This is a genomic window from Streptomyces sp. NPDC092370 (assembly GCF_044755265.1).
Lineage (GTDB): Bacteria > Actinomycetota > Actinomycetes > Streptomycetales > Streptomycetaceae > Streptomyces.
The window spans coordinates 419,066-444,588 of sequence record NZ_JBIVQO010000003.1 but is presented as its reverse complement, the minus strand read 5'-3'; the positions used below and the strand labels follow the sequence as shown (position 1 = coordinate 444,588).

The following is a 25,523-nucleotide window of genomic DNA, read 5'->3' as shown; positions in this document are numbered from 1 at the left end:
TTGTGCCCCTCCCGGCCCACCGGCGAACCGACCATCGCAGCACGGGCCCGGCCGCCCACCTCCTACAGCGTCGGCCGGGCCCGCTCTCCCTCGCACCCGAAAGTGGAAGGACCCTCAGTGAACCACTCCGATGACGACGAACTGTTCAACCGGCTGGAAGCCGAGATGGCCGCCGGGCCCGACTCGGGGGCGGACGTGGTCGACCTCGACAAGGCGCGGTCGGCCCGTGCCGAGTCGGCCGACCGGGCCTCCCGACCCGGCCCCGACGCGTCGGCCGACTCCCGCTCGCACGAGTCGGGCAGTGAGTCGGCCGACCCGACTGCGGCCGTGATGGTCGACCAGTCGGCTCAGGCGGCGGTCGGTCCGGGCTACCTCGGTCGGCTCGCTGCCGCCAAGCGCCGGGCCGTGATCCCCGTCTGGCTGCGCTCGGTTGCGGAACTCAAGACCGCGTCGGCGTGGGTGGCCCGCCACTACACCCACACCGCCGCCTACCACGCCCTTCGCACCCCGGTCTACGCCGCCCGCCTCACTCTGCAAGCCCCGTCGGGTGCCGCGAAGTTCGTCGGCGGCGCGATGCGGTGGGTTGCCGACCGCGAGGGCGAACCGGTCCGACTGGCCGCCGTGCGCCGCGAGGACGCGGCCGAGTACCTGAAGCTTTCGCGGCAGCGCGACGGCCGGGTCCGGCTGCGGACCCTGGTGATGGTGCTGGGCATGTTCATCGGCGTCGGTCTGGCGCTCGCGATTTACGTCCTGGCCCCCGACTGGCTGCAAGCCCTGTCCGTGGGCGCCCTGGTGCTCGCGCTGGGCATCCACGGCCGCAAGGCCGACCAGCCCGTCATTCACCGGGCTGTGGAGATCCCCAAGGCGTCCAAGCTCACCAGTGACATCGTGCTGCGGGCGCTGGGATCGATCGGCATTCCCGCGATCAACCAGGCGCAGGCCAAGGGCCGGGACGGGTTCGAGTTCACCGCCCCGATCACCCGCGACGGGCCCGGATGGCGCGCGGAAGGCAATCTCCCCTTCGGCGTGACCGTCACCGACGTGATCGAGAAGCGCGAGCGTCTCGCCTCGGGTCTGCGCCGGCCGCTGGGCTGCGTGTGGCCGGAGGCGGAGTCGGAGGAACACCCCGGGCACCTCGTGCTGTGGGTCGGTGACCAGACCCTCAAGGCCGCGCCCAAGCCCGCCTGGCCGCTGCTGAAGTCCGGCACGGTCGACCTGTTCAAGGCCATCCCGTACGGCACTGACCAGCGCGGACGCTGGGTCGAAGTCACGCTCATGTTCATCGCCGGGGTGATCGGCGCGATCCCCCGCATGGGCAAGACCTTCCTGCTGCGCCTGCTGCTGCTCATCGCCGCACTCGACCCGCGCGCTGAGCTGCACACCTACGACATGAAGGGCACCGGCGACCTCGACCCAGTCGGCGAGGCCGTCTCGCACCGGCACGGCGTGGGTGAGGAAGACGAGACCATCCAGTACGCGCTGGCCGACTTCCGCGCCCTGCGCGAGGAACTGCGCCGCCGCACCAAGGTGATCCGCTCCCTGCCTCGGGACATCTGCCCCGAGTCCAAGGTGACCAGCGCCCTTGCCGACAAGCGCTCCCTCGGTCTGCACCCGATCGTGATCGGGGTGGATGAGTGCCAGGTGCTGTTCGAGCACGCCGAGCACGGCAAGGAATTCGAGGCGATCGCGACCGACCTGGTCAAACGCGGTCCGGCCACCGGGATCGTGCTGCTGCTGGCCACCCAGCGGCCCGACGCCAAGTCCCTGCCCACCGGCATCTCAGCGAACGCGAGCACGCGGTTCTGCCTGAAGGTCATGGGCCAGACCGAGAACGACATGGTGCTCGGTACGTCCTCCTACAAGCGCGGGGTACGCGCGACCATGTTCGCCTGGGGTGACAAGGGGCTGCACTACTTCGTCGGCGAGGGATCCGACGCCCGGATCGTCTCCAGCACGTTCCTCGACGCGCCGATGGCCGAACGCGTCGCGGCCCGGGCCCGCAACGTGCGCGAGAAGGCCGGTCTGCTGTCCGGCTACGCCCTCGGGGAAGCCCCTGAGGCGGTCACCGGCCCGTCCTACGACCTGCTCGCCGATGTCGCGGCCGTGGTGCCGGAGAAGGAGGAGCGGGTGTGGAACGAGCGGATCGCCGCCCGCCTCGCCGAACTGCGCCCCGAGGTCTACGGCGGCTGGAAGGGCGAGAACGTCACCAGCGCGCTCAAGCCGCACGGCATCCGCACCCGCGACGTGGCCGGCACCACCGACGACGGCACCCGCACCACCCGCCGGGGCATCGTCCGCGCCGACCTCATGAAGGCGATTGCGGAGCGTAACGAAAAGCCGGGCGCCGCATAGGCCCGGAACGCTGCTACCGGTAGCAGCCACACCTGCTACCGGTAGCACCCCCGCTAGCACCACAAACCTGCCCTCACCAGTGATCTAGCGGATAGCACCCCATCTGCGGAAACCCCTGGAAACCGCCTGGAAGGGCCCCTCATGACCCCCGCTCTCCTCGCTATCGCCTGCCTGATACTCGTCACTCTCGGTTACGGCGGTCTGTGTGCGGCCTCACCGTTCGGCGACTGCCGCAAGTGCCGTGGCATGGGCCACGCGCTCAAGACCGACCGCAAGGGACGACTCAAGCGCGGCAAGGACTGCCGCCGCTGCCGCGCCACCGGCAAACGCATCCGCGTCGGCCGCTGGCTCTACAACCGCTGGGCGCGCATCTACCGCGCCGGTACCGACACCCCTGGCCCGGGAGGCTCCCGATGATGCTGAACATCTCCGCCGTGCTGCTGTTCGGCGCCGCGTCCGTCTTCGCCGTCAAGACCAAGTCCGCCGGGGGCGGCGCGGCCGTCGTGCTGTTCCTGTTCGGCTTCTTCGCCGCCGGGACCGGCGCGTACGAGCCCATCCACAACCTCGTGCAGGCATCCGCCGACGCCCTGTCCGCCCTCGGCAACTGACAGGAGGCCTCGCCATGAACGACAACGTCCCGGCCCTGCGGCCGGACACACCCACCGCCCCCGCGCACGACCCGGCCTCGCTGAGCATGTGCGCGCCCGACCCGGCGGCCGTCGAACTGGCCGCCGAACACGGACCGGTGGTGTGGGTGCCGGACGCCTATGGCCGCATGGTCCCCATGCCCAAGCACCTCGCCCCGCCCCCCATGGAGCGCCCCGAGCCGCGCGACCTGACCCCGCTGCCCCTGCTGGACCCGATCGCACAGCGCTTCCTCGGGGCCGGGATCGGCGGAGGCGCCTGCGCGGCTGGCATCGGCTGGGGCGTCGGCGAGGCCATCAACGCCGCCGCGGGACTGGGCACCGGCACCGTGATGTGGATCGCCCTCGCCGCCCTCGCCTGGCGCACCCCCGTCCGCGCCCTCGCTTACGGGCGCGGCAGCACGGTCAACATCCGCAAGGCCGTCATCAAGCGCAACCACTTCCACGGCTGACAGGAGGCCAACACCCTTGACTCGACTGCGCATTCAGGTCGCCCACTGGCCCCGCCGAGCCCTGGTCCTGACCGACACACCCCGCCCTGACTGCCGTGACTGCGAGGGCGTGGGTGGCGTCGAGTACCCCTACGGCGACTCCAACGGCGAGTACGCCGGGAGCGACTGGGAGCCTTGCGGCTGCTGGAACGAGAACCGCCGCTGGCCCCTTCTCCCCCTGCCGCGCCTGCCCCGCTGGCTGCGGCGCACCCCGCCCGGCGGCTACAGCAACGAACCGCCCTTCTAGCTACGCCAAGGGCGGCCCCCACATCTCTCCAAAGACCTGGGGCCGCCCTTGCCAACCAGTCCTCAACAGACCTGTTGGAGATCCCAGCATGACCGAACCCACCCCGATCCGGCGAGTAGCCTGCGCCGTCGCCGCCGCCGGGCTGCCCGTGCTCCCGCTGCGCGCGGGCAAGGTCCCCTTCGGCAACTGCCGCGCCTGCACCGGCAACGCGTGCGGCGGGCGGCCGAACATGAAGACCGCGGGCCCCTGCACCTGCCCGGCCCCCTGCCACGCGTGGGCCGCCGCCACCACCAACCCCCACATCATCACCTCGCCCGCGTGGGCGCCGGCATGGGCTGAGGCCGTCGCAGTCGCCTACCACCCGGGCGGCGCTGGGCTGACCGTCGTCGACCTCGACAACCCCGCCGCCATCGCGTGGGCGAGGGAGAGCCTCCCCGCGACGCGGACCGTTCCGACCACGCGCGGCCAGCACTGGATCTACCAGGGCGCCATGCCGTCGGCGAACGCCGTCCGTCCCGGCGTCGACATCAAATCCCGCAGCCAGTACGCCCGCTGGCTCGGACCCGGCACCGGCCGCATGACCGTCCTGCCGTCCGCCGTCCGCGCCCTGGTGGTGAGGGAAGAAGCCATCCCCGCCCGGCGCGGGGTGGCCTCTTCCTCCCCGCGCGCCACGTGGGACCGCACCGTGGCGCGCGGCTGCCGCCACACGGAGCGGTACGTGCGCACCGGCCTCGAACGCGGACTGAGCCTCGTGCGCCAGCACACCGAATCCGGCGCCGGATCACAGGCGTTCGGCGTCGCCCGCTTCCTCGCCGCCCAGCACACCACCTGCCCCGGGCCCTGCGGCCTGGACGCCATCGGGGAAGAGATCGTGGCCGCCACCGTCTCAGTCGGTGTTCCCGAGCCCTACGCCCGCCGCGCGGTCACCAACGGCTTCCAGACCGCTCTGGAGAGCGCCGCATGAATGAAGCGCCGCAGAACACCGTCAACGGCTCTCAGGCCGCCACACGGGGCGCGCCACGGCCTTGCGTGGGCGCACGAGAAGGCGCCGCCCGCATGGGCGTCCGCACAGTCCTGGAAGGGAGGACAGCAGCAGCATGACCGATGAGAACACCACCGAAGCCGAGGAACTGCCGCCGCCGTCTAACCCGCTGGCCGTGGCCCGGCGCCTGCTGCCCGACTGGCAGACCGAGGACGGGCGCCTGGCATACCGGCGCTGGCGCGGCTCGTGGATGCGCTGGACCGAGACCTGCTGGCGCGAGCTGGATGAAGCCCAGGTTCGCAAGGCCATGTACGAGCGGCTTGAGTACGCCGTCTACCTGGCGCCTGGCAAGGACGGGCAGCCCGAGGAACGCGACTGGGCACCCACGAAACCGAAGATCAGCAACCTTCTGGACGCTCTCGGTTCCATCATCTTGCTGCCCACCGACGCTGACGCCCCCGCCTGGATCGACCAGGACGGTGACGGTGAGCAGGACGGCAGCCTGATCGTGGCGTGCCAGAACGGGTTGCTGCGGATCCGGGACCGCGCCCTGCTGCCGCACAGCCCCGGGTTCTTCAACCTGGTCTCCGTCCCCTTCGCCTACGACCCGGCCGCAACCGCGCCGACCTGGCAGCACTTCCTGTCCCAGATCTGGCCCAACGATCCCGACGCCATCGCGGCTCTTCAGGAGTGGTTCGGCTACGTGCTGTCCGGCCGCACCGACCAGCAGAAAATCCTGCTCATGGTCGGCCCCTCCCGTTCCGGCAAGGGAACCATCGCCCGCGTGCTCAAGGAGCTGGTCGGCAAGGAGAACCTCGCCGGACCCACCCTCGCCGGAATGGGCACGAACTTCGGCCTGTCCACCCTGATCGGCAAGCCTCTGGCGGTCATCTCCGACGCGCGACTGTCAGGCAACGAGAACAGCCAAGTCGTCGAACGACTGCTGACCATCTCGGGTGAAGACACCATCGACATTGACCGCAAGTACCGCGAGGTCTGGACGGGGAAACTGCCCACCCGGCTGGTGATCCTGTCCAACGAACTCCCGCACTTCGGCGACTCCTCCGGCGTCATCGCCCGCCGCTTCATCGTGCTCAACACGACCGTGTCATGGCTGGGCAAGGAAGACCCCACCCTCTTCGGCCGACTCGTCGCCGAGATGCCCGGCATCCTCAACTGGGCTCTCGACGGCCTGGCCCGCCTGGAGGCCAAAGGCCGGATCACGGAACCGTCTACCAGCCGCGAGGCGGTCACCACAATGCAGGACACCGCATCGCCGACCAGCGCGTTCGTCCGCGAACGATGCACTACCGGGGCCACGAGCAGCGTGCCCGTGGACACCCTGTGGTCCGTCTGGCGGGACTGGGCCGAGGACAACAACGTCAAGCCGGGGACGAAGCAGGTGTTCGGCCGCAACCTGCTCTCCGTCGTCCCTCAGCTCAACCGCACCCGGCCCCGGGATGAGTACGGCCGGCAGGTGGCCACCTACAACGGCATCGGCCTCATCCCGTCCGGTCCACATCAGCCTGAGTCGTGACTCATCGCGACTCAAGCCCCCTCAAAGCCGCGCTGAGTCGCGATGAGTCACGACTCAGCGCAATGTGGCTCCGACTCACGGAGGACGTAGTGACGCCGCCCCGCCTCCTTGAGGAGACCGATCCCCGCGCCATCCTCCGGGGTGGCCTCCCGGACCGGTACCTCAACCCAGACGACATCGCCGAGATCTTCGACGTGCCGAAAGAGACCGTCTACCAGTGGCGTAAGAAGCGCATCGGCCCGCCCGGATTCCGCATCGGCAAGTACGTCCGATACGACCCCGCAGATGTGCACGCCTACGTCACCAGCCGCAAGGACGCCGAGAACGACGTCGCCTAACGCGGCCGAACATCGCACCGCACAACTCCCCGGGGAGGGTCACGCCGTGGCCCTCCCCGTCTCATGCTCAGAAGGGACAACGCCTAGATGGCAGGCCACATTCAAGACCGATGGTTCAAGACCGCCACCGGCCCCGACGGCAAGCCCGTCAAGGTCAAGACCGACCGCCACGAGACGGGACTCCGGTACCGCGCCCGGTACGTCGGCCCTGACGGAACCGAGAAGAGCAAGTCATTCCGTGACAAGGAACTGCGGCTCGCCAAGCAGTGGCTCGCCCAGATCGAAGCGGACATGTCGCGCGGCCAGTACGTCGACCCCCGCTCCACGCGGACCACGTTCCGGCAGTACGCGGAACGCTGGGTCAAGACGCACACAGGCGAGATCAACAGCCGTGAAGCTGCGGAACGTCGGCTTCGCCTGCACGCCTATCCCCACATCGGCTCCCGCCCGCTCGGCTCGTTCAAGCCAGAACACATCCGCGCCTGGATAGCCGCCCTGGAAGCCACCGTGCCGGCGGAGTCACACCGCCGCATCATCGTCGGCACTGTGTCGGCCGCCCTCAGCGCGGCAGTCGACGACGGACTACTCAGCAAGAACCCCTGCCGCGCCCGCACAGTGCAGCTCCCGAAGCCGGGCAAGCCTCGCGTTGTCCCCTGGACAGCGGCACAGGTCTTCGGCGTACGGGCCGCCCTGCCCCGGCGCTACCAGGCCGCAGTAGACGTGGGTGCGGGCTGCGGACTGCGACAGGGCGAAATCTTCGGCCTGGCCGTCGAGGAACTCGACTTCGAGGGCGGCTGGCTGACTGTCGGCCACCAGCTCAAGCGCATCCGCGGCAAGTACGTCTTCGCCCTGCCGAAGGGCGGCAAGGTCCGAGATGTGCCTCTTCCCAGAGCCGTGGCCACCGCGCTCCGGGACCACTCGAAGGAGTTCGAGCCGATTGACGTGACACTTCCGTGGCGCACGCCTGACGGTCCGCTGGTGACGAAGCGACTGCTCTTCAGCGGCCCCGAGGGCAACCACATCCGCGTGAGCAACTTCAACGATCACCACTGGAAGCGCGCTTTGGCCGCCACAAGCATCATCCCGGCGCGGGAGGCGGGTGAACGGTACGCGTCGGCCTCCGAACACGGCATGCACGCGCTTAGGCACTTCTATGCGTCGGTACTGCTGGACGCAGGCGAGAACATCCGGGCCCTGAGTTCGTACCTCGGTCACAGCGATCCGGGGTTCACTCTGCGCACTTACACTCATCTAATGCCTAGCAGCCAAGGCAGGACCCGCAAAGCCGTAGATGGGTTGTACGGCATCTGATTAGTCCGCGACCATCTGGTCATATCGGGGGCTTGCTGGGCTTCTCGGGGAGACAGCGCCATCTCATGCACTACGCCAAGATGCCGCGCCCACGCGGGAGCCAAGCCGACAGACATCGCGAGGGTTGATCGACTCGAACGGCGAGGTGGGCGGTTCCCTCCCTGAGGGAACCGCCCGCCAGTGGTGGTGACACAGCACCCATCAGGCGCCGTTGCCCTTGACGACGAACGACATGATCGGGAAAGCAACTCCGAGTGTCAGCAGAAATGCTCCGCCGCCCGTCGCCGTCGCTGTGTATAGGGAGAGCTTTCCAACGACGCCAGCGAAGATGCCCGACAGAAACCCGAGATTGCCGCATCCGAAGATGAGCAACGTGACGAGCATCGCCCTAGAGGTGGTCTTCTCGGCAACCCTGTTCTGTGTAGTGTCCAAAGCGAGGTCCGTTTCCTATGCCTGGATTCGCGACCCGAGAGGGCCCGTCGGATCGCTTGCGAGGTGACGCCGACGGGCTCTCGCGGTTGGATGAAATCTTCAGGCCGGGGAACTCCCGGAGCCAAGCGCGATCAGGGCTTCTGAGACCTATTCAACACTTTGCTAAAATTGGGCAATTGCGTCGAAGCGGGCGCCAACTGGTCTCGCGAGGAGTCCTGTTCGTCTGTCGACTCGCAGCCCCGTCGCGCCGCCCCTTCAGGCCGGACCGGCAGCCGAGCGGCCAGGTATAGCTTCACGGCAGGATGTGGGTCGTCACAGCCAGCGGAGTTACGACCGCGGGCAGCCGGCCACCGCATCGAATACCCCCGAGGCCGCACAAGCGGGCTCAAGCTACCGACTGGGGGTGTGTCGACCTCATTGTGAGGGACTTCACAAGGTTTTCCTGCACCTTGCTATAATTTGGGACGATAAGCCCCTGGCGCATCAGAGGCCCCTCAGTCCCCGTCTGCCACCCCTGCGATCCGCTCAGTTGCCTTTCGGCGGGTCACGGCGCGCTCACACAGCGAGGGGCGAACGGATATCGAGTCCGGATACGCGAAACTTAGTGAAGATCTTCACAGACTTTCGCGCCCCCTGCGGCCGCCGGGACAACCTCTGGCCCTCTGCCCACGAGGCGTTTCCGGCCAGCGTTCATGAACTGGCCGTCACAGTCGCCGCCTGCAGGGGTGAACCGTGCGTGGGTCACCGGGGCCGGTCTGACCACGTTCACGGCCCAGAGGCGGCCCAAGGCGCCTGCGGTGACCACGGTCAGCAGCAAAGGCCCTGGCAGTCGGCTTCCCCCGACCGATCGCGCGCACTTCATCTATTTCTGGCCCCTGTACACCGGCACCGCCATCCCCATCGACGACTGGCGGTCGCGGATGTGGCTGGACACCTGGGTGTAGCTCGGCTGACGACCGTCGTGGTGCGAGGGAGTCGTCACGCCGTGACGGTCGTCGCTGAGAGGAGTGGGCCATCGCCCGCTCGCGGGCGGGGAGCCGCCGGCCCCGGCGGACGAGACCGGGCTGGACCGTGCCGGGTCGACGGGACCGAGCCGGTTCACGTTCGCGCAGGGTAGTGCCTCGCCGGGCGGAGGATGCGCACCAGGTGGGCGAAGAGGTGGTCGGCGATCCACCGCTCGGGCACCACCACGAAGACCTGCGGAAACGATCTCCGATCGATCAGCGGCGCCCTGCGGACTTCCGGGGACCAGGGGATCTCCTGTGGCAGAAGCAGCATCGAGCTTCTAGTTTTTAGGTATTGCCCGACTTTGCACTGGGATGGCGATGAATCCTGACGATGGGCTGGTTCACGTCTTGGTGATCGAGGACGACCGGGACGTCAGTGCCCTGCTCAAGCGGCATCTCACCGGTCTGGGCTGCCGTGTGACCGTTGCGGATTCGGGCGAGAAGGGGCTGGACCTGGCCTTCGGCGATCCTCCGGACATGGTGATCGTCGACATACTGCTGCCGGGGATCGACGGGCGTGAGGTCATCCGCAGACTGCGGGCGGACGAGCGGACGAAGCACTGCCATCTCGTCGTCTCGTCCGTACTGGATCGGGAGGACCAGGTGGAGCTCGCGACGCACGAGCTGCTGGCCAAGCCGTTCCGGCAGGCGGCGGTGGCACGGCTGCTCGCCTCCTATCGGAGCTCCCTGGCGCAGGAGGAGTAATGGCTCATGTCCTGATAGCCGATGACGACGCCGACATCCGGGACCTCGTGGCGTTCAAGTTGACGCAGAGCGGTCACCAGGTCACGGCCGTGGAGGACGGCATGGCCGCGCTGCGAGTGCTGCGCGAGCAGCCGCTGGATCTCGTCCTCCTCGACATCCGCATGCCGGGAATGTCGGGACTGGACGTCTGCCGCGAGGCGCGGGCGGCCCCCGAGACCACGTCACTCCCGGTCATCCTGATCACCGCCCGGTCCCAGGAGGGCGACGTCGAACTCGGCTTCGCGGCGGGCGCCGACGACTACATCATCAAACCGTTCAGTCCGCGCGAGCTGTCCAGCCGGGTCAACGCGGTGCTCACCCGGGCAGAGCGGTGATTCCCCTCAACTTCGTCACCCAGGTGTTGTTGTGCCTGCTGGCCGTCGTGTTGGTCCTGAGCCTGCTCATCACGGGGATCCGCGGTGTGCGTACCTTCCGCCAGAGCAGACGCCGGCGGATCGCGGCGCCCGTGCGCGGCCTCCTCCTGGAGCTGCTGTGCACGCAGGAGCACGAGCAGAGCGAGTTGTTGGACCGCATCACGCGCATCGACAAGCGGACCTGGGCCGCGCTGGAGCCGACCGTCGCGGCGATGCTGGGCAAGGTCTCCGGAAAATCGCGCGAGGCGCTGGTCCTGCTGTACGAGCGGCGTGGGTCGCCCGCGCACGCCGTCGCCGATCTGCGGAGCCGCAACGCGGCACGGCGAGGGCGCGCCGCGCAGGTGCTCGGTCTGCTCCACCACCGCCCGGCGGTCCCGTCACTGTGCCGTCTGCTCGACGACCCGGATCGCGAGGTGCGGTCGGCCGCGGCCCGGGCGCTGGGCCGGATCGGTGATCCCGCGGCCGTACCGCACCTGCTGGGGAGCCTGCACGGTGCGCGGACCGTAGCGCCCATGGCGGTCACCGCAGCGCTTGCTTCATTCGGGCCTGCCGCGCGGTCCGGCGTCGCGGCAGGGCTCCGGGACCCGGCGCCCCTCGTCAGGGCCGTGGCCATCGACGTGCTCGGCGTGACCGGCTCGATCGCCCACACCCCCGAGATCGTCCGTGCGCTGCGCGAGGATCACGACACCGAGGTCCGGGTCCGGGCGGCACGCGCGCTGGGCAGGCTGGGCATGCCCGACGGTCTGGAACCGCTGCTGGCGGCCGTCCGGCCCGGTCAGCCGGTCGCCCTGCGCATCGTGGCCGCCGGGGCGCTGGGCAGTCTGGGAGCCGCCACCGCGACGCCCCCGCTGAGGGAGATGCTCGACGACGCCGACCCGCACGTGGCGGGCACCGCGGCGCGGGCGCTGCTGCGGCTCGGCCCGGCGGGGCAGGCGGCATTGCGCGAGGCCGCGGACGAACGTCTGGGCGCTCGGGCCACCGCCCAGGCCAGGGCCGCCCTCGCGGAGGCGGCCGTCGGCGGCCTGCGCCACGACGTCGTGGTCGAGGTGACGTTGTGATTGCGACGCAGGTCGAATTGTGGGAGGGAGTGCTGGGCACACTTCACGGCCTGATCTCGCTGTGCGACACCGCGATCATCATCTACTTCCTGGCCATCAACACCGGTCATCTGGTACTGAACCTCCTCGCCCTCAACGAGATCATCACCGGGCTGCGTCGCGCCTCCTTCGCCGGCTACGAGGACGCCGTCGAGGGGCCCTTCACTCCTCCCATCTCGGTGATCATGCCCGCGTACAACGAAGCGGCGGGCATCACCGAGGCGGTGCGGGCCATGCTGCTGCTGCACTATCCGGTGTTTGAGGTCATCGTCGTCGACGACGGTTCCACCGACGGCACGCTCGACGCCCTCACCGAGGCCTTCAACCTGGCCGAGGTGGACCACGTCGTCCCCGAGGACGTCCCCATGCGGGGCAAGGTCACCTCGCTGCACCTGCCCAGAGGAGGTCCCGTGCCCGTGGTGGTTGCCCGTAAGGACAACGGGGGCAAGGCCGACGCGCTCAACGTGGGGATCAACCTGGCGCGCTACCCGCTGGTGTGCATGGTGGACGCCGACTCCCTCCTGGACTCCCAGGCCCTGCTCACGGTCGCCAAACCGTTCAGCGGCGATCCGCTGCGAGTCGTGGCCACGGGGGGCGTGGTCGGTGTCGCCAACGGCTGCACCGTCGAGGCCGGACGCGTGATCGAGGCGCGCGTCCCCACGGACGTGCTCGGACGCGTGCAGGTCGTCGAATATCTCCGCGGCTTCTTCCTCGGCCGTACCGGGTGGTCGAGAGTGGGCGGGTTGCTGATCATCGCCGGTGCGTTCGGCCTGTTCCGGCGGGACGCGGTGGTGGCGGTGGGGGGCATGGACCCGGACTGCATCGGCGAGGACGCGGAACTCGTCGTCCGCCTCCACCGGCACCTGCGCGAGCAGGGCCGCCGTCACCGCGACTACCGCATCGTCTTCGTCACCGAGCCGATCTCCTGGAGTGAGGCCCCCTCCACGTTCAAGGTCCTCGCGCGCCAGCGGCGCCGGTGGCAGCGCGGCCTGACGGAGATTCTGCTCAAGCACCGCCGCATGATCGGCAACCCCCGCTACGGGCGCATCGGGCTGGTGGCGTTGCCGTTCTACGTGGTTTTCGAGCTGGCGGCCCCACTGGTGGAACTCGCCGGTCTGGTGCTGGTGCCCTTGGGCGTGTTGCTCGGCGCGGTGCACACGGACTTCCTGTGGCGCTTCATGCTCGCCGCCTACGCCTACGCGATGGTCGTCAGCCTGGTGTCGATGGCGGTCGAGGAGTACGCCTACCACCGTTTCTCACGGTGGCGGGACGTGTGGGGTGCGTTCGTCGGCGTGGCCGTCGAGAACCTCGGCTACCGGCAGTGCACGGCGTGGTGGCGGCTGCGCGGCATGTGGGACGCATTTCACCGGACGCCGCAGGTGTGGGGGGCGATGACGCGCAGCGGGTTCGGCCCGCAGGGGGCCCGCGACGGCGAGGATCAGCTGTGAGGCGCGTCATCGGACGGCGCGGCAACGGCGTGGGACGCCGGCTCGCCATGGCTTTCGCACTGCTGATCGCCCTGCTCGTGCTCGTCGGAGCGGGCGCGCTGGCCACCACCAGAGTGGCCGACGACATGCACGATCGGGTCGTCCATGAACTGGAACCGGTGATGCGCGAGAACCAGCAGGTGTACGGCCAGGCGGCCGACCTGCACCGTGCCGTGCGCACCTATCTGCTCACGGGTGACGCAACGGAACGGACCAATTATCTCCGGATGCGTGACGAGCTCTTCACCACTCTCGCGACGGCCCGACGGCAGACCAGCGACGCGGCCCGGCGCAATCTCGCGGCGCAGGACCGGCAACTGCGCGCCTACGTTCGCGTCGCCGACCAGCAGGCGAAGGCCCCATCCGGCAGCGCCCCGGACACCCGGATGTCCGCGGAGGCCGCCCGGCGGTTCGAGACCTTCGAGGCCACCAACCACCGGCTGGAGGAGCAGCTCACGGCAGACGTCCAGCGTCTGAACGAACGGGCCAACGCGTTTCTCGACGTCAGCGCCATGGCCATCGGCACCTTGCTGGCGGCGGGCGGGGCAGCGGCGGTCTTCATGGCGGTGCGCACCACCCGTACCCTCACCCGGCCGCTGCAGCACACCGCTCAGGCCCTGGACCGGCTGGCCTCGGGCGAACACTCGGCGCGGGCGCGGGAGGAGGGTCCCGAGGAGACCAGGGCGGTGGCGCGGTCCGTGAACATGCTGGCCGACGAGAGCGACCGTCTGCGCGGAGCGGCGCAGGAGCGCACGAGACTGGTGGAAGCCGCGAGGCGGACCGTCGTCCGGATCAGGGACCGACTCGATGTCGGCGACGTCCTCGACACCGCGTGCCGTGGCATCGGGGAGGTCCTGGCCGCCGACTACGTCTTCGTCCTGCTCGCCGAGGACGGCGGCTCCGCGTTTCCGGTGGCGAGGGTGTGGTCCGCGAAGCGGGGCCTGCTGCCCGAGGAGGAGGCCAGGGCCATGCCGACACTCCCGCCGGACGTGGTCCACGACCACTACCGGCGGGGAAAGGCCTGGCTGGTCACCGACCTGCCCACGTACGTGTCGGACACCACGCCCATGCCGGGTGCCCCCGGTTCCTTCGGGGAGAGCGGTATGCCGGCCGCGAACCGCGCCGCCGCGGCGGCGATGGACCTGTACTCGGCGGTGGTCAGCCCGATCGGGGTCGGCGAGGAACCGGTCGGTGCCGTCTGCGTGGCCCGCACCAGCCCCGACCGCCCCTGGCGCCCGGTCGACGTCGAGATCGCCGAGTCCATGGCCAGCGGCGTCGGCCGCGCGCTGCACACCGCGCTGCTCTACGAGAAGGAGACCCGTCTGGTGGAGGAGCTTCGCGCGCTGGACAGGGCCAAGAGCGACTTCCTGTCCACCGTCTCCCACGAGCTGCGCACCCCGCTGACCAGCATCATGGGATACATCGAGTTGCTGAAGGACGAGGAGACCGGGCCGCTCACCCCGCCACAGCTGCGCATGCTGGACGTCGTCGACCGCAACGTCAACCGTCTGCGGGCGCTCATCGAGGACCTGCTGACCCTCTCGCGCATCGAGTCGAAGGCGTTCAGCTCCAAGAAGGAGCCGGTCGATCTGTGCCATCTGGTGGCGTCGGCGGCCGACGCCGTCCGTCCGGCCGCGGCAGCCGCATCCGTCGGCCTGGAGACGCACTGTCCCTCCCGGCCTCTGCTACTGACGGCGGACAGCGACCAGCTCGACCGGGTCCTGATGAACCTGCTGTCGAACGCCGTGAAGTTCACCCCCGCGGGCGGGAAGGTCACCGTGCGCGCCGAGGCCCGGGAGGGCGAGGCGGTCCTGAGCGTCAGCGACACGGGCATCGGCATTCCCGTGGCCGAGCGGGAGAAGCTCTTCCAGCGGTTCTTCCGTGCGTCGAACGCCACCGACGCGGCGATTCCGGGCACTGGCCTCGGGCTGACCATCGTCCGCACCATCGTGGCGAACCACGGCGGTGAGATGTCCGTGCACTCCGAGGAGGGGCGCGGCACCACCTTCACCGCCCGGCTGCCCATCGTCGCCCCGAAAGGGACGGCTGCCTCGTCCTGATCAGCCGCCCTTCCGGGTGCGGGCGGATCAGACGGTGTCTTCGAAGGTCACCCCCCGGGCCCGGTAGTCGGCGACGACGGTGAGCACCTCGGCCGGGGTGAGCACCTGGTCCTGGGCGAAGTACACGTAGTCGATCTTCTCCTCGTACGCGCGTGTCTTGCGGCTGTTGATCCCCGTCAGGTTGATCAGCCAGTGGTTGAAGCGGATGCTCATCGTCGACTCGGGCAGGTACGGATCGCTGTGCGTGGCGAAGTGCCGACCGTCGATGTAGTAGGTGACGGCAGTGCTGTCGACCGTGATGACCAGGTCGTGCCAGCCGGCGAAGCTCGCGCGCTCCTGGGTGGTGACGTGCTCCTCCTGAGGCGGGTCCTCCGAGTACGTTTCCCAGGAACTGGCGAGCAGCGCGCTGCCGGGGATGTCCCATCCGCCGTTGGGCAGGTACTCGAAGTCGAGTTCGCTGTAGGACGGGTCCATCGGGTAGTTCAGCGGCGAGATGGCGAAGAACGTCTGGACCATGCGGTCGCCGTCCGGTCCGTAGCTCGGCACGTCGCTGAAGCGGACCCGCGCGGCATAGGTGCCGTACAGGAACTTGCGCTGCTGGTAGATCTCGGTGTGCTCGGTACCGGCAGCCGTGCCGTTGGTGCCGGAACGCATCGTTATGAGCGAATTGCCGGACTCGGTGGTGAAGGAGAAGTTCTGCGGCTTCCACGTGGCGCCGGGCACACCCGGACCGCCCTGACCGGACCGCAGGGTCCAGCCGTGCTGCGTGAGCGACGGGTCGGTGTAACCGGTGTAGTTGAAGTCGTCGAACAGCGCCGGGCCGACGACGGGCTGGGCGGCCGCTCGTGGGGCCGGGAGGAGGACGAGGGCCGCGCACAGCAGCCCGAAGGCGACGAGGCCGGCAGCGCACCTCATTCGCGAGAGCGGAACGAGTCTGAGCATGAGTCATGTGCCTTTCCTGGGAGGACAGAAGGCGTCCGACGCCCGACCTGGCGGACCACGGTCAGTGAAGCATCGTCAGAAGATCGGTTTGGGTGGAATACCGCCCGTTCACCCGAACGGCCCAAGGCGGTCGGGATGGTGGGTCCCGGGAGCCGCGGCGGCCGGGGACTCCACCCGGGACCGGCCGACCGCCGTGACGCCGGCCAGGCCGTTGCCGATCGACGACCGGCGGTCGCGGATATGGCCGGACACCCGGGGTTGACCCGCCAAAAATCGCAACTCCCTGCCCGGCAGTAACCGCTTGCGCATAGAGTGCTGCCGGGACCGGGCCTTCTGAACGCGTTCAAAGGATCGCGTGGGGCCCAACGGGGAGGGATCGCCCCATGGGCAAGGGGGTCAAAGCCGCTGTCATAGGCGGGGTGTTCGCGGTGATGGTGGGCGGTGCCGGCTACGGGGCCTACAACGTCATCGGCGCGCTGAACGGTGACGGCGGCGCCGGCGGGGCGCCCGCGGGGAAGAGAACGGGGCCGCCCGGCAAGGACGAGGTCAAGGAGACCACGGCCACGTTCTTCGCGGCCTGGCAGACGGGCGCGGCCGCGACGGCGGCGTCGTACACGAACAACGACGCGGCCGCCGAGCGGCTGCTCACCGCCTTCGGTGACGACGCGCACATCACCGGCGTGAAGATCACGCCTGGTGCGGCGCAGGGCACGACCGTGCCGTACACGGTGAAGGCGACGGTGTCCTACGACGGGAAGTCCAAGCCGCTGACCTATCGGAGCAAGCTGAAGGTCGTGCGCGGGCTGACCACCGGGCGGGCGCTCGTGGACTGGCAACCCTCCGTCGTGCACCCCGGGTTGAAGAAGGACGACACCCTCGTCACCGAGCAGTCGGCCACCCCGCCCATCGAGGCCGTGGGCCGCGACGGCTCCGTGCTGACGAAGGAGAAGTACCCCTCCCTCGGCCCGGTCCTGGACGCCCTGCGCGACAAGTACGGTGAGAAGGCCGGTGGCACCCCCGGCATCGAGCTGGTCGTCCGGCACGACGGCGACGGCGCTCCCGACACCCCGCTGCTCACCCTCGCCGAGGGCGAGCCGGGCAAGCTCACCACCACGATCAGCCCGAACGCGCAGGCGGCGGCCGAGAAGGCGGTCAAACGGTTCGCCCAGTCGTCGGTGGTGGCCGTCAAGCCGAGCACCGGGGAGGTGCTGGCCGTGGCCAACAACCGCACGGACGGCTTCAACGCGGCCTTCGAAGGCCAGGCGGCGCCCGGCTCCACCATGAAGATCATCACCGCCGCGATGCTCATCGACAACGGCGTGACCTCGATGAACGGTCCGGCGCCCTGCCCCGACACCGCCGTGTGGCAGAGCCAGACGTTCAAGAACCTCACGAACATGAAGCCCGACGAGAACGCCACGCTCGCGGGCAGCTTCATGCGGTCCTGCAACACCGCCTTCATCAAGCTCATCGACGAGAAGCCGCTCACGGACGCCTCGCTGACCCAGGAGGCCGAGGAGCGCTTCGGGCTGGGGCAGGACAACTGGAAGACCGGCATCGTCTCCTTCGACGGCCGGGTCCCCGCGGTCGACGGGCCGGACCGGGCGGCGGGCGCCATCGGGCAGGGCCAGGTCCAGATGAGCCCGCTGAACATGGCCTCGGTGACCGCGACCGCGATCACCGGCACCTTCCGCCAGCCCTACCTCGTCTCGCCCGAACTGGACGGCCGCGAGCCGGCCCGGGCCCGGGGCCTGCGGGCGAGCACCGCCGCCCAGCTCAAGCAGATGATGCGGCTCACCGCCACGCAGGGCACGGCCATGCAGGCCATGGCCGGACTCGGCGGCGACATCGGCGCCAAGACCGGTTCGGCCGAGGTGGACGGCAACGCCAAGTCCAACAGCTGGTTCACCGGCTTCCGCAACGACATCGCGGCGGCGGCCATGACCGAGGAGGGTGGACACGGCGGGGACGCGGCCGGGCCGATTGTCGCAGCCGTGCTACGAACGGGTGGCTGATCTCACCTGCGCGGGACGGGACTCTAGGGTGGTGGCCGTCGTTGGGACAGCCGAGGGCAACGGTGACCCTGGGGATTCGCGGAGGAACGAACAGCAGTGGGCAACAGAAGGCGCGTCGCCGAGCGACGGAAGACGAGACCCGCCGTGATCGGCGGGATGATCGCCGTGGTCGTCGGCGGCGCCGGATTCGGCGCCTACGCGCTGTTCGGCAGCGGGGCCGCTGCCGACGACGGGACGCGGGCCCCGGACCGGAAGCCCGAGGTGAAGACCGGCCCGCTGTCGTCGGCCGAGGTCACCACCACCGCCCGTGCCTTCCTCACCGCCTGGGAGTCCGGCAAGGTCCCCCAGGCCGCCGCCGCCACCGACGCCCCCTCCGCGGCCCGGCAGCTGCTCACCGGCTACACCAAGGACGCCCACATCGAGGACGTCACCCTCACCCCGGGCACGCCCGCCGGTGACAAGGTGCCGTTCACCGTCAAGGCCACGGTGGCGTACAAGGGCACCGAGAAGCCGCTGACGTACGACAGCGCGCTGACCGTCATGCGCCGCACCAGCGACGGCAAGCCCCTGGTCGACTGGCACTCGACGGTGGTCCACCCGGACCTCAAGGACGGTGACGAGCTGGTCACCGGCGAGGCGGGCACACCCCCGGTCAAGGCCCTCGACCGGGACGGCGGTGAGCTGACCACCAAGAAGTACGCCTCGATCGGCCCGGTCCTGGACGGACTGCGCGAGAAGTACGGCAAGGAGGCCGGTGGCAAGGCCGGTATCGAACTGCGCGTGGTGCGCGGGAAGGCCGCCAAGGCGAAGGACCTCTCGGACAAGACCCTGCTGGAGCTGAGCGAGGGCACACCGGGCACGGTGAGGACCACGCTGGACCCGGCGCTCCAGGCCGCCGCCGAGCGACAGGTCGCGAAGAAGGCCCGGTCGTCGGTGGCCGTGGTGCGGGTGTCGACCGGCGAGATCCTGGCCGCCGCCAACGCCTCCCCCGGCTTCAACACCGCCTTCCAGGGCTCCCTGGCCCCCGGCTCCACGATGAAGGTCATCACCTCCTCGCTGCTGCTCGAAAAGGGCCTGGCCTCGGCGGACAAGAAGCACCCGTGCCCGAAGTACTTCACGTACGGCCACTGGAAGTTCCAGAACGACGACAAGTTCGAGATCAAGAACGGCACCTTCAAGGCGAGCTTCGCCCGCTCCTGCAACACGGCCTTCATCAGCCAGGCGCCGAAGCTGAAGAACGACGACCTGACCAAGCAGGCCCAGCAGGTCTTCGGTCTGGGGCTGAACAACTGGGCGATCGGTGTGCCGTCCTTCGACGGCGCGGTGCCGGTGCAGTCGGCGGCCCAGATGGGGGCCTCGCTGATCGGGCAGGGCGGAGTCCGCATGAACCCGCTGAACATGGCGTCGGTGTCGGCGACGGTCAAGGCCGGCACGTTCCACCAGCCCTACCTGGTCTCCCCGGAGGTGGACGGGCGCGGGCTGGCGAAGGCCTCGCGCACGATGTCCGCGGGCATCCTGTCCGCGCTGCGTGAACTGATGTCGTACACGGCCGCGTACGGCACGGCCGCGGAGGCGATGGCCGGGGTCGGCGGTGACGTCGGCGCGAAGACCGGGTCGGCCGAGGTCGACGGGCAGAAGAAGCCGAACGGGTGGTTCACGGCCTACCGGGGCGACCTGGCCGCCGCGGGCGTGGTCCAGCAGGGCGGGCACGGCGGTTCGACGGCCGGTCCGATCGTGGCGGCGCTGCTGAAGGCGGGCGGCTGAGCCCCGGGGTCAGTGCGTCACCGGTTCCGCGGCGGCCGTGTACGTCCGCCGCAGGAACCGCAGCAGCGCCTGCTGCTCGAACTGCACGACCGAAACGCCCTGCGGCGAGTGGAACTCCACCACGACCTGCACCCGGCCGCAGGGCCACACCCGCACTTCGCCGCTGCCCGCGGGGGCCCGCAGGCCCTCCTCCAGGAGTTCGCGGCGGAAGGTCCATTCGCCGCCCCCCGCACCGGGCAGCACCATGCGCACCGACCGGGGATCGTGGTCGGGGTCGTAGCGCAGGGTGACCGGAACCGCCTCCAACTCGTCGACGAGCGGGACGGCCGCGTCCGAGACGATGTGGGCTCGCGCGTACTGCTCGACTACGGACATCGGACAGCCCCTTCACCGTGCGCGTTCCGAGTGGAAACTCTGCGTCCACTCCCCCTCCAATGTCGCATAATTTCCGGATTGCGCCCCTTGAGGTGCATATATCACGGGTGAGATAAAACGAGCGGCACGCTCTTGCAAACTGTTCGCATCAAGCCACATCATCGAACGGTGCATGTACCTGACGGATTCATCAACGCGCCCACCTCAGCAGCCACCGGTGTGATCGCCGCGGGCGCCGTCGCCGTGAGCCTGCGCGGCGCACGCCGCGAACTCGACGAGCGCACCGCGCCGCTGGCCGGGCTTGTCGCGGCCTTCATCTTCGCGGTGCAGATGCTGAACTTCCCCGTCGCGGCGGGGACCAGCGGCCATCTGCTCGGCGGTGCGCTGGCGGCGATACTCGTCGGCCCGTACACCGGGGTGCTGTGCGTGTCCGTCGTCCTGCTGATGCAGGGCATCCTCTTCGCGGACGGCGGCCTGACCGCGCTGGGCGTGAACATCACCAACATGGCGATCGTGACCACGGTCGTCGCCTACGCCCTCTTCCGCGGCCTGGTCAAGGTGCTGCCCCGCACCCGCCGGTCGGTCACCGCGGCCTCCTTCGTCGCCGCCCTGATCTCCGTGCCGGCCGCCGCGCTGGCCTTCACGCTGATGTACGCGGTCGGCGGCACCACCGACGTGTCGATCGGCAAGGTCGCCACCGCCATGATCGGCGTGCACGTCCTGATCGGCATCGGCGAGGCCGCGATCACCGCCCTGACCGTCGGCTCGGTCATCGCCGTACGCCCGGACCTGGTGTACGGAGCGCGGGGGCTGACGCAGAAGCTCAAGCTGCGGGTGAACGGCGAACTGGTCGACGCCCCCGAGGCCGAGCCCGCGCCCGCCCCGGTGGCCGCCCGGACCTCGCACCGCAAGGTGTGGGCCGCCGGCCTGGTCGCCTCCCTCGTACTGGCCGGGTTCGTCAGCTTCTACGCCTCCGCGAGCCCCGACGGGCTGGAGAAGGTCGCCGCCGACCACGGCATCGACAAGAAGGCCGAGGAGCACGCCGTCGCCGGCTCCCCGCTCGCCGACTACGGCGTCGAGGACGTCGACGACGCCCGCCTGTCCGGGGGGCTTGCGGGCGTGATCGGTGTGGGCGTCACGGTGGTGGCGGGCACCGGCGTGTTCTGGGCCGTGCGCCGCCGCCGTACGGACGACACCTCCCCGTCGGACACGACGAGCATGACGAGCGTCTGACGTGGGAGCCGGGCACGCGCACAAGCTGTACCGGCACGGGCACTCGCCCGTGCACGGCCTGCCGCCGCACACCAAACTCGCGGCCGTGTTCGCCTTCGTGGTGGTCGTGGTGTCGACACCGCGCGAGGCGATGTGGGCGTTCGGCCTGTACGCGGTCCTGCTCGGGGCCGTCGCCTACGTCGCGCGTGTGCCCGCGGCGTTCCTTCTCAGGCGGCTGCTGATCGAGGTGCCGTTCGTCGCGTTCGCGGTGCTGATGCCGTTCGTGGCGGAGGGCGAACGGGTCGACGTCCTCGGCCTGTCCCTGAGCGTCAACGGTCTGTGGGGCGCCTGGAACGTGCTCGCCAAGGGCACCCTCGGTGTCGCGGCCTCGGTGCTGCTGGCCGCCACGACCGAACTCCGCGAACTGCTCCTCGGCCTCCAGCGCCTCAAGCTCCCGCCGCTCCTGGTGCAGATCGCGTCCTTCATGATCCGCTACGGCGATGTCATCACCGACGAGATGCGGCGCATGCGGATCGCCCGGGAGTCACGCGGCTTCGAAGCCAGTGGCGTGAAGCACTGGGGTGTGCTCGCGAAGTCGGCGGGCGCGCTGTTCATCCGCTCCTACGAGCGCGGCGAGCGGGTACACCTGGCCATGGTCAGCCGCGGATACGCCGGCTCCATGCCCGTCATCGACGAGGTGACCGCGTCCCGGGCGCAGTGGTCGTACGCCCTCGCCCTCCCCTGCGCCGCCCTCCTCGTCTGTCTGCTGGGATGGACCCTGTGACCGATGCGACCCCTTCACTCGACGTGGCCGGACTGGCCTTCGCCTACCCCGACGGGCACCAGGCCCTCTTCGGTGTCGACTTCTCGATCGCCCGCGGCGAGCGGGTCGCGCTGCTCGGGCCGAACGGCGCCGGCAAGACGACCCTCGTACTCCACCTCAACGGCATCCTGACCGGCGGCGCCGGCACGGTGAAGGTCGCCGGGCTGCCCGTGGACAAGCGCAACATGGCCGAGGTCAGGCGCCGGGTCGGCATCGTCTTCCAGGACCCGGACGACCAGCTGTTCATGCCGACGGTCCGGGAGGACGTGGCGTTCGGGCCGGCGGCGGCCGGAGTGAAGGGGCCCGAGCTGGAGGAGCGCGTGGAGCGGGCCCTGGAGCGGGTCGGCATGGCGGGGTTCAAGGACCGCCCGCCGCACCACCTGTCCTTCGGGCAGCGCCGCCGCGTGGCCGTCGCGACCGTGCTGGCGATGGAGCCGGAGATCCTCGTGCTGGACGAGCCCTCCTCCAACCTCGACCCCGCCTCCCGCCGCGAGCTGGCGGACATCCTGCGCTCCCTGGACGTGACCGTGCTGATGGTCACGCACGACCTCCCCTACGCCCTGGAGCTGTGCTCGCGCTCCCTGATCCTCAGCGACGGGGTGATCGCGGCCGACGGTCCGACCGGCGCACTGCTCTCGGACGAGGAGCTGATGCGGGCCCACCGTCTGGAGCTGCCATTCGGTTTCGATCCGCGTTCCGTCCCGGCGGCTGGGGCCCGTCCGTGACAATGGGCGCGTGACGAACGAGGAGAGCGACGGATCACCGCTGCTGGACGAGCAGCTGTGCTTCGCGCTGTACGCCGCCCAGCGCGCGGTGACGGCGGCGTACCGCCCGCTCCTCGACGAGCTGGGCCTCACCTACCCGCAGTATCTGGTGCTGCTGGCCCTCTGGGAGCGCGGCGAGACGACGGTCAAGGAACTGGCCGCGGCTCTCCGTCTCGACTACGGCACGGTGTCCCCGCTGCTGAAGCGCCTGGAGGGAGCCGGTCTCGTCCGGCGTGAGCGGTCGGCGCGGGACGAGCGGTCGGTGCTCGTGGCCGTGACCGGGCGCGGGGAGGAGCTGCGGGAGCGGGCGGGGCGGGTGCCCGGCGCGCTGCTCACGGCGACGGGGCTGGACGCGGCGGAGGCCGGGCGGCTGCGTACGGAGCTGTGGCGCCTGGCGGAGCGGGCGGAGTCGGCGGCGGACCGGGCCCGCTGAGGGTTACCCGCGGTTGCCACCCCCTGGGCACGACCGAGGGGTTACCGGTCAGTACCTTGTGCACGATGTGTTGGTGCACACCTGGTTCCGGGGGAGGACAGCATGACTGACGGCCCCGCCGTCGACACCCGCCCGACGAAGATCATGTTCGTGGCGGAGGCCACCGCGCACGGCGGTCGCGACGGCTACGTCACCAGCCAGGACGGTCAGCTCGACCTCAGGGTGGCGATGCCCCCGCAGCTCGGCGGCGACGGCAACGGCACCAACCCGGAACAGCTCTTCGCGGCCGGCTACAGCTCCTGCTTCCACAACGCCCTGATCCTCGTCGGCAACCGCGAGGGCTACGACCTGACCGGCTCCACGGTCTCCGCGAAGGTCGGCCTCGGCCCCAACCGACAGCGCGGTTACGGCCTCGCGGTCGCCCTCAGCGTCTCCCTGCCGGTCGTCGACCCCCACCTCGCGACCAAGCTGGTGGACGCCGCCCACGAGGTCTGCCCGTACTCGAACGCGACCCGCGGGAACATCGACGTGACCATCCTGCTTGGCTAGGGAGGGCATCACGAGCACAGCGGCGAGACGAGGAGTACGGGCGTGGACGTGCACGGCACAGTGGCCGAGGGCTTCGAGCCGGTGAGGGACGCGTTCGTACGGAACTTCGAAACGCTCGGCGACCGGGGCGCCGCTGTCGCCGTCTACCGGGACGGGCGGAAGGTCGTCGATCTGTGGGGCGGCACCAAGGACGTCGACGGCACGGCTCCCTGGGAGCGCGGCACCGCCCAGGTCGTGCGCTCGGCGACCAAGGGGGTCGCCGCCGCCGTCCTCCTGCTGTTGCACCAGCGCGGGCAGCTCGACCTGGACGCGCCGGTGGGGCACTACTGGCCCGAGTTCAAGGCGCGGGGCAAGGAGCGGGTGCTGGTCCGGCACGTGCTGAACCACCGCGCCGGGCTGCCCGTCCTCGACCGGCCGCTCACCCCGCAGGAGGCCCTCGACCCGCTGCGTGGCCCGGAGGCGGTCGCCGCGCAGGCCCCCGCGTGGGAGCCCGGCACCGACCACGGCTACCACGCGCTCACCTACGGCTGGCTGCTCGACGAACTCGCGCGGCGCGTGACCGGGCAGAGCACCGGGGAGTGGCTCGCCTCCCAGGTCACCGGCCCGCTGGGCCTGGACCTCTGGCTCGGTCTTCCGGAGTCGGAGGCCGGCCGGGTCGGGCGGGTGGGCCGCGTCGAGGGAGCCGAACCGGCCGGGGGCCTGCGCGCCCGGCCGAAGCGCTCGGTCACCGAGGCCTACGAGGACCCGGCCTCCCTGACGCGCCGGGCCTTCGCCGCGATCTCCCCGTTCCCGGACCAGAACGACCCCGCCTACCGCGCGAGCGCCCTCCCCGCGACGAACGCCATGGCGACGGCGGACGGACTGGCCCGCTTCTACGCGACCCTGATCGGCGAGACGGCCGGCGCCGCACGCCTCTTCACGCCACAGACGGTGGAACTGGCCCGTGCCGAGGAGGCGGCGGGCCCCGACCGGGTCCTGATGGTCGGCACCCGCTTCGGCCTCGGCTACATGCTGCACGGCAGCGCCTCGCCCTTCCTCACCCCGGGTTCCTTCGGCCACCCGGGCCGCGGCGGCGCCCTCGGCTTCGCCGACCCGGAGACCGGAATCGCCTTCGGCTACGTCACCAACGGCTTCCGCAAGACGGTGACGGCGGACCCGCGGGCGCAGGGGCTGGTGCGGGCGGTACGGGGAGTGCTGGGCCTCTAGACGTGGATGGGGTGGGAAGTCCGCCCGGACGCCTGGTCGATCTCCTCGTGGGCCTTGCTCAGCAACGCCATGGCGAGTTCGTTGAGCGCCCGGGCCCCGGCGATCTCCTCCCCCACCCTCGGCTGATTGGCGTCGGTCCGGTGCCGGCTGGCGTGCCCGCGCGCCCGTACCTCGGTGCCGTCGGGCAGGCGGACCATCGCTACGGCTCGCGTGTGCTGCTCGTCCTCCGTGAACTCCATCTCGACGTGCCACCCGACTGTGGTGTGCATCATGACGATCACCTCCGGAACGCTTAGTTCCAGGGTGCTCCTCGCACCGCCCGGACGCACCCGTCCGG

General features: G+C 70.1%; 27 protein-coding genes. 23 read left to right on the top strand and 4 right to left on the bottom strand.

Features of this window, described 5'->3' with window-relative positions; translation table 11 throughout:
- Positions 1-117 precede the first annotated feature (117 nt).
- From ACIQHQ_RS13265 to ACIQHQ_RS13225, 9 genes are all read left to right on the top strand, one after another.
- The gene (locus ACIQHQ_RS13265; RefSeq protein WP_402612036.1) at positions 118-2,352 is read left to right on the top strand and encodes a cell division protein FtsK; all 2,235 of its coding nucleotides are present in this window, start codon (positions 118-120) and stop codon (positions 2,350-2,352) included.
- 141 nt (positions 2,353-2,493) lie between these two features.
- The gene (locus tag ACIQHQ_RS13260) at positions 2,494-2,769 is read left to right on the top strand and encodes a hypothetical protein (RefSeq protein ID WP_402612035.1); all 276 of its coding nucleotides are present in this window, start codon (positions 2,494-2,496) and stop codon (positions 2,767-2,769) included.
- Positions 2,766-2,960: a hypothetical protein gene (locus ACIQHQ_RS13255; protein ID WP_365095060.1), complete on the top strand. Its 195-nt coding sequence runs from the start codon at positions 2,766-2,768 to the stop codon at positions 2,958-2,960. The genes ACIQHQ_RS13260 and ACIQHQ_RS13255 overlap by 4 nt, the downstream gene beginning before the upstream one ends.
- A gap of 14 nt (positions 2,961-2,974) precedes the next feature.
- Complete coding sequence (locus ACIQHQ_RS13250; RefSeq protein WP_402612034.1) at positions 2,975-3,448, top strand: hypothetical protein; 474 nt, start codon at positions 2,975-2,977, stop codon at positions 3,446-3,448.
- Positions 3,449-3,464: 16 nt separating this feature from the next.
- A complete protein-coding gene (locus ACIQHQ_RS13245; RefSeq protein ID WP_402612033.1) occupies positions 3,465-3,734 on the top strand; it encodes a hypothetical protein in 270 nt (89 codons plus the stop codon).
- Between the two features lie 88 nt (positions 3,735-3,822).
- Positions 3,823-4,698, top strand: coding sequence for a DNA primase (locus ACIQHQ_RS13240; RefSeq protein WP_402612032.1), 876 nt, complete (start codon positions 3,823-3,825; stop codon positions 4,696-4,698).
- A 133-nt stretch (positions 4,699-4,831) separates the two neighbouring features.
- The gene (locus tag ACIQHQ_RS13235) at positions 4,832-6,253 is read left to right on the top strand and encodes a phage/plasmid primase, P4 family (protein ID WP_402612031.1); all 1,422 of its coding nucleotides are present in this window, start codon (positions 4,832-4,834) and stop codon (positions 6,251-6,253) included.
- Between the two features lie 62 nt (positions 6,254-6,315).
- Complete coding sequence (locus tag ACIQHQ_RS13230; protein WP_402612030.1) at positions 6,316-6,591, top strand: helix-turn-helix transcriptional regulator; 276 nt, start codon at positions 6,316-6,318, stop codon at positions 6,589-6,591.
- Between the two features lie 87 nt (positions 6,592-6,678).
- Positions 6,679-7,902, top strand: coding sequence for a tyrosine-type recombinase/integrase (locus ACIQHQ_RS13225; RefSeq protein WP_402612029.1), 1,224 nt, complete (start codon positions 6,679-6,681; stop codon positions 7,900-7,902).
- A 201-nt stretch (positions 7,903-8,103) separates the two neighbouring features.
- Here the strand turns inward: ACIQHQ_RS13225 and ACIQHQ_RS13220 are convergent, their stop codons facing one another.
- Positions 8,104-8,334: a hypothetical protein gene (locus ACIQHQ_RS13220; protein ID WP_402612028.1), complete on the bottom strand. Its 231-nt coding sequence runs from the start codon at positions 8,332-8,334 to the stop codon at positions 8,104-8,106.
- Positions 8,335-9,059: 725 nt separating this feature from the next.
- On the opposite strand from ACIQHQ_RS13220, the gene ACIQHQ_RS13215 reads away from it, so the two are divergent.
- The 6 genes from ACIQHQ_RS13215 (at position 9,060) to ACIQHQ_RS13190 (ending at position 15,103) form a co-directional block, all read left to right on the top strand.
- On the top strand, positions 9,060-9,278 hold the full coding sequence (locus tag ACIQHQ_RS13215; RefSeq protein WP_402612188.1) for a hypothetical protein: 219 nt from the start codon (positions 9,060-9,062) through the stop codon (positions 9,276-9,278).
- 381 nt (positions 9,279-9,659) lie between these two features.
- Positions 9,660-10,046 carry a response regulator gene (locus ACIQHQ_RS13210; protein WP_402612027.1) on the top strand — a complete coding sequence of 129 codons (387 nt, stop codon included), beginning with the start codon at positions 9,660-9,662 and terminating at the stop codon, positions 10,044-10,046.
- Entirely contained in the window at positions 10,046-10,420 is a 375-nt protein-coding gene (locus ACIQHQ_RS13205) for a response regulator transcription factor (RefSeq protein ID WP_402612026.1), read from the top strand. The genes ACIQHQ_RS13210 and ACIQHQ_RS13205 overlap by 1 nt, the downstream gene beginning before the upstream one ends.
- Positions 10,417-11,517, top strand: coding sequence for a HEAT repeat domain-containing protein (locus tag ACIQHQ_RS13200; protein WP_402612025.1), 1,101 nt, complete (start codon positions 10,417-10,419; stop codon positions 11,515-11,517). Before ACIQHQ_RS13205 ends, ACIQHQ_RS13200 begins: the two co-directional genes overlap by 4 nt.
- Positions 11,514-13,004, top strand: coding sequence for a glycosyltransferase family 2 protein (locus ACIQHQ_RS13195; protein WP_402612024.1), 1,491 nt, complete (start codon positions 11,514-11,516; stop codon positions 13,002-13,004). Before ACIQHQ_RS13200 ends, ACIQHQ_RS13195 begins: the two co-directional genes overlap by 4 nt.
- On the top strand, positions 13,001-15,103 hold the full coding sequence (locus ACIQHQ_RS13190) for an ATP-binding protein (protein ID WP_402612023.1): 2,103 nt from the start codon (positions 13,001-13,003) through the stop codon (positions 15,101-15,103). The genes ACIQHQ_RS13195 and ACIQHQ_RS13190 overlap by 4 nt, the downstream gene beginning before the upstream one ends.
- Before the next feature lie 27 nt (positions 15,104-15,130).
- On the opposite strand, the gene ACIQHQ_RS13185 is transcribed toward ACIQHQ_RS13190, so the two are convergent.
- Complete coding sequence (locus tag ACIQHQ_RS13185; RefSeq protein WP_402612022.1) at positions 15,131-16,018, bottom strand: glycoside hydrolase family 16 protein; 888 nt, start codon at positions 16,016-16,018, stop codon at positions 15,131-15,133.
- A 410-nt stretch (positions 16,019-16,428) separates the two neighbouring features.
- On the opposite strand from ACIQHQ_RS13185, the gene ACIQHQ_RS13180 reads away from it, so the two are divergent.
- Both ACIQHQ_RS13180 and ACIQHQ_RS13175 read left to right on the top strand, forming a co-directional pair.
- Positions 16,429-18,060: a penicillin-binding transpeptidase domain-containing protein gene (locus ACIQHQ_RS13180; RefSeq protein ID WP_402612021.1), complete on the top strand. Its 1,632-nt coding sequence runs from the start codon at positions 16,429-16,431 to the stop codon at positions 18,058-18,060.
- 96 nt (positions 18,061-18,156) lie between these two features.
- Positions 18,157-19,824: a penicillin-binding transpeptidase domain-containing protein gene (locus ACIQHQ_RS13175; protein ID WP_402612020.1), complete on the top strand. Its 1,668-nt coding sequence runs from the start codon at positions 18,157-18,159 to the stop codon at positions 19,822-19,824.
- Positions 19,825-19,833: 9 nt separating this feature from the next.
- On the opposite strand, the gene ACIQHQ_RS13170 is transcribed toward ACIQHQ_RS13175, so the two are convergent.
- Positions 19,834-20,199 carry an SsgA family sporulation/cell division regulator gene (locus tag ACIQHQ_RS13170; RefSeq protein WP_402612019.1) on the bottom strand — a complete coding sequence of 122 codons (366 nt, stop codon included), beginning with the start codon at positions 20,197-20,199 and terminating at the stop codon, positions 19,834-19,836.
- Between the two features lie 168 nt (positions 20,200-20,367).
- Between ACIQHQ_RS13170 and ACIQHQ_RS13165 the strand changes: the two genes are divergently transcribed.
- The 6 genes from ACIQHQ_RS13165 (at position 20,368) to ACIQHQ_RS13140 (ending at position 25,186) form a co-directional block, all read left to right on the top strand.
- A complete protein-coding gene (locus ACIQHQ_RS13165; RefSeq protein ID WP_402612018.1) occupies positions 20,368-21,432 on the top strand; it encodes an energy-coupling factor ABC transporter permease in 1,065 nt (354 codons plus the stop codon).
- Position 21,433: 1 nt separating this feature from the next.
- On the top strand, positions 21,434-22,195 hold the full coding sequence (gene cbiQ / locus ACIQHQ_RS13160) for a cobalt ECF transporter T component CbiQ (RefSeq protein ID WP_402612017.1): 762 nt from the start codon (positions 21,434-21,436) through the stop codon (positions 22,193-22,195).
- Entirely contained in the window at positions 22,183-22,959 is a 777-nt protein-coding gene (locus ACIQHQ_RS13155; protein ID WP_402612016.1) for an energy-coupling factor ABC transporter ATP-binding protein, read from the top strand. The genes cbiQ and ACIQHQ_RS13155 overlap by 13 nt, the downstream gene beginning before the upstream one ends.
- 10 nt (positions 22,960-22,969) lie before the next feature.
- Entirely contained in the window at positions 22,970-23,431 is a 462-nt protein-coding gene (locus ACIQHQ_RS13150; protein ID WP_402612015.1) for a MarR family winged helix-turn-helix transcriptional regulator, read from the top strand.
- A gap of 102 nt (positions 23,432-23,533) precedes the next feature.
- Positions 23,534-23,980: an organic hydroperoxide resistance protein gene (locus tag ACIQHQ_RS13145; RefSeq protein ID WP_402612014.1), complete on the top strand. Its 447-nt coding sequence runs from the start codon at positions 23,534-23,536 to the stop codon at positions 23,978-23,980.
- A 42-nt stretch (positions 23,981-24,022) separates the two neighbouring features.
- A complete protein-coding gene (locus ACIQHQ_RS13140; RefSeq protein WP_402612013.1) occupies positions 24,023-25,186 on the top strand; it encodes a serine hydrolase domain-containing protein in 1,164 nt (387 codons plus the stop codon).
- On the opposite strand, the gene ACIQHQ_RS13135 is transcribed toward ACIQHQ_RS13140, so the two are convergent.
- Positions 25,183-25,458 carry a DUF1876 domain-containing protein gene (locus tag ACIQHQ_RS13135; RefSeq protein ID WP_402612012.1) on the bottom strand — a complete coding sequence of 92 codons (276 nt, stop codon included), beginning with the start codon at positions 25,456-25,458 and terminating at the stop codon, positions 25,183-25,185. The two genes, ACIQHQ_RS13140 and ACIQHQ_RS13135, sit on opposite strands and share 4 nt — an antisense overlap.
- Between the last annotated feature and the right edge of the window lie 65 nt (positions 25,459-25,523).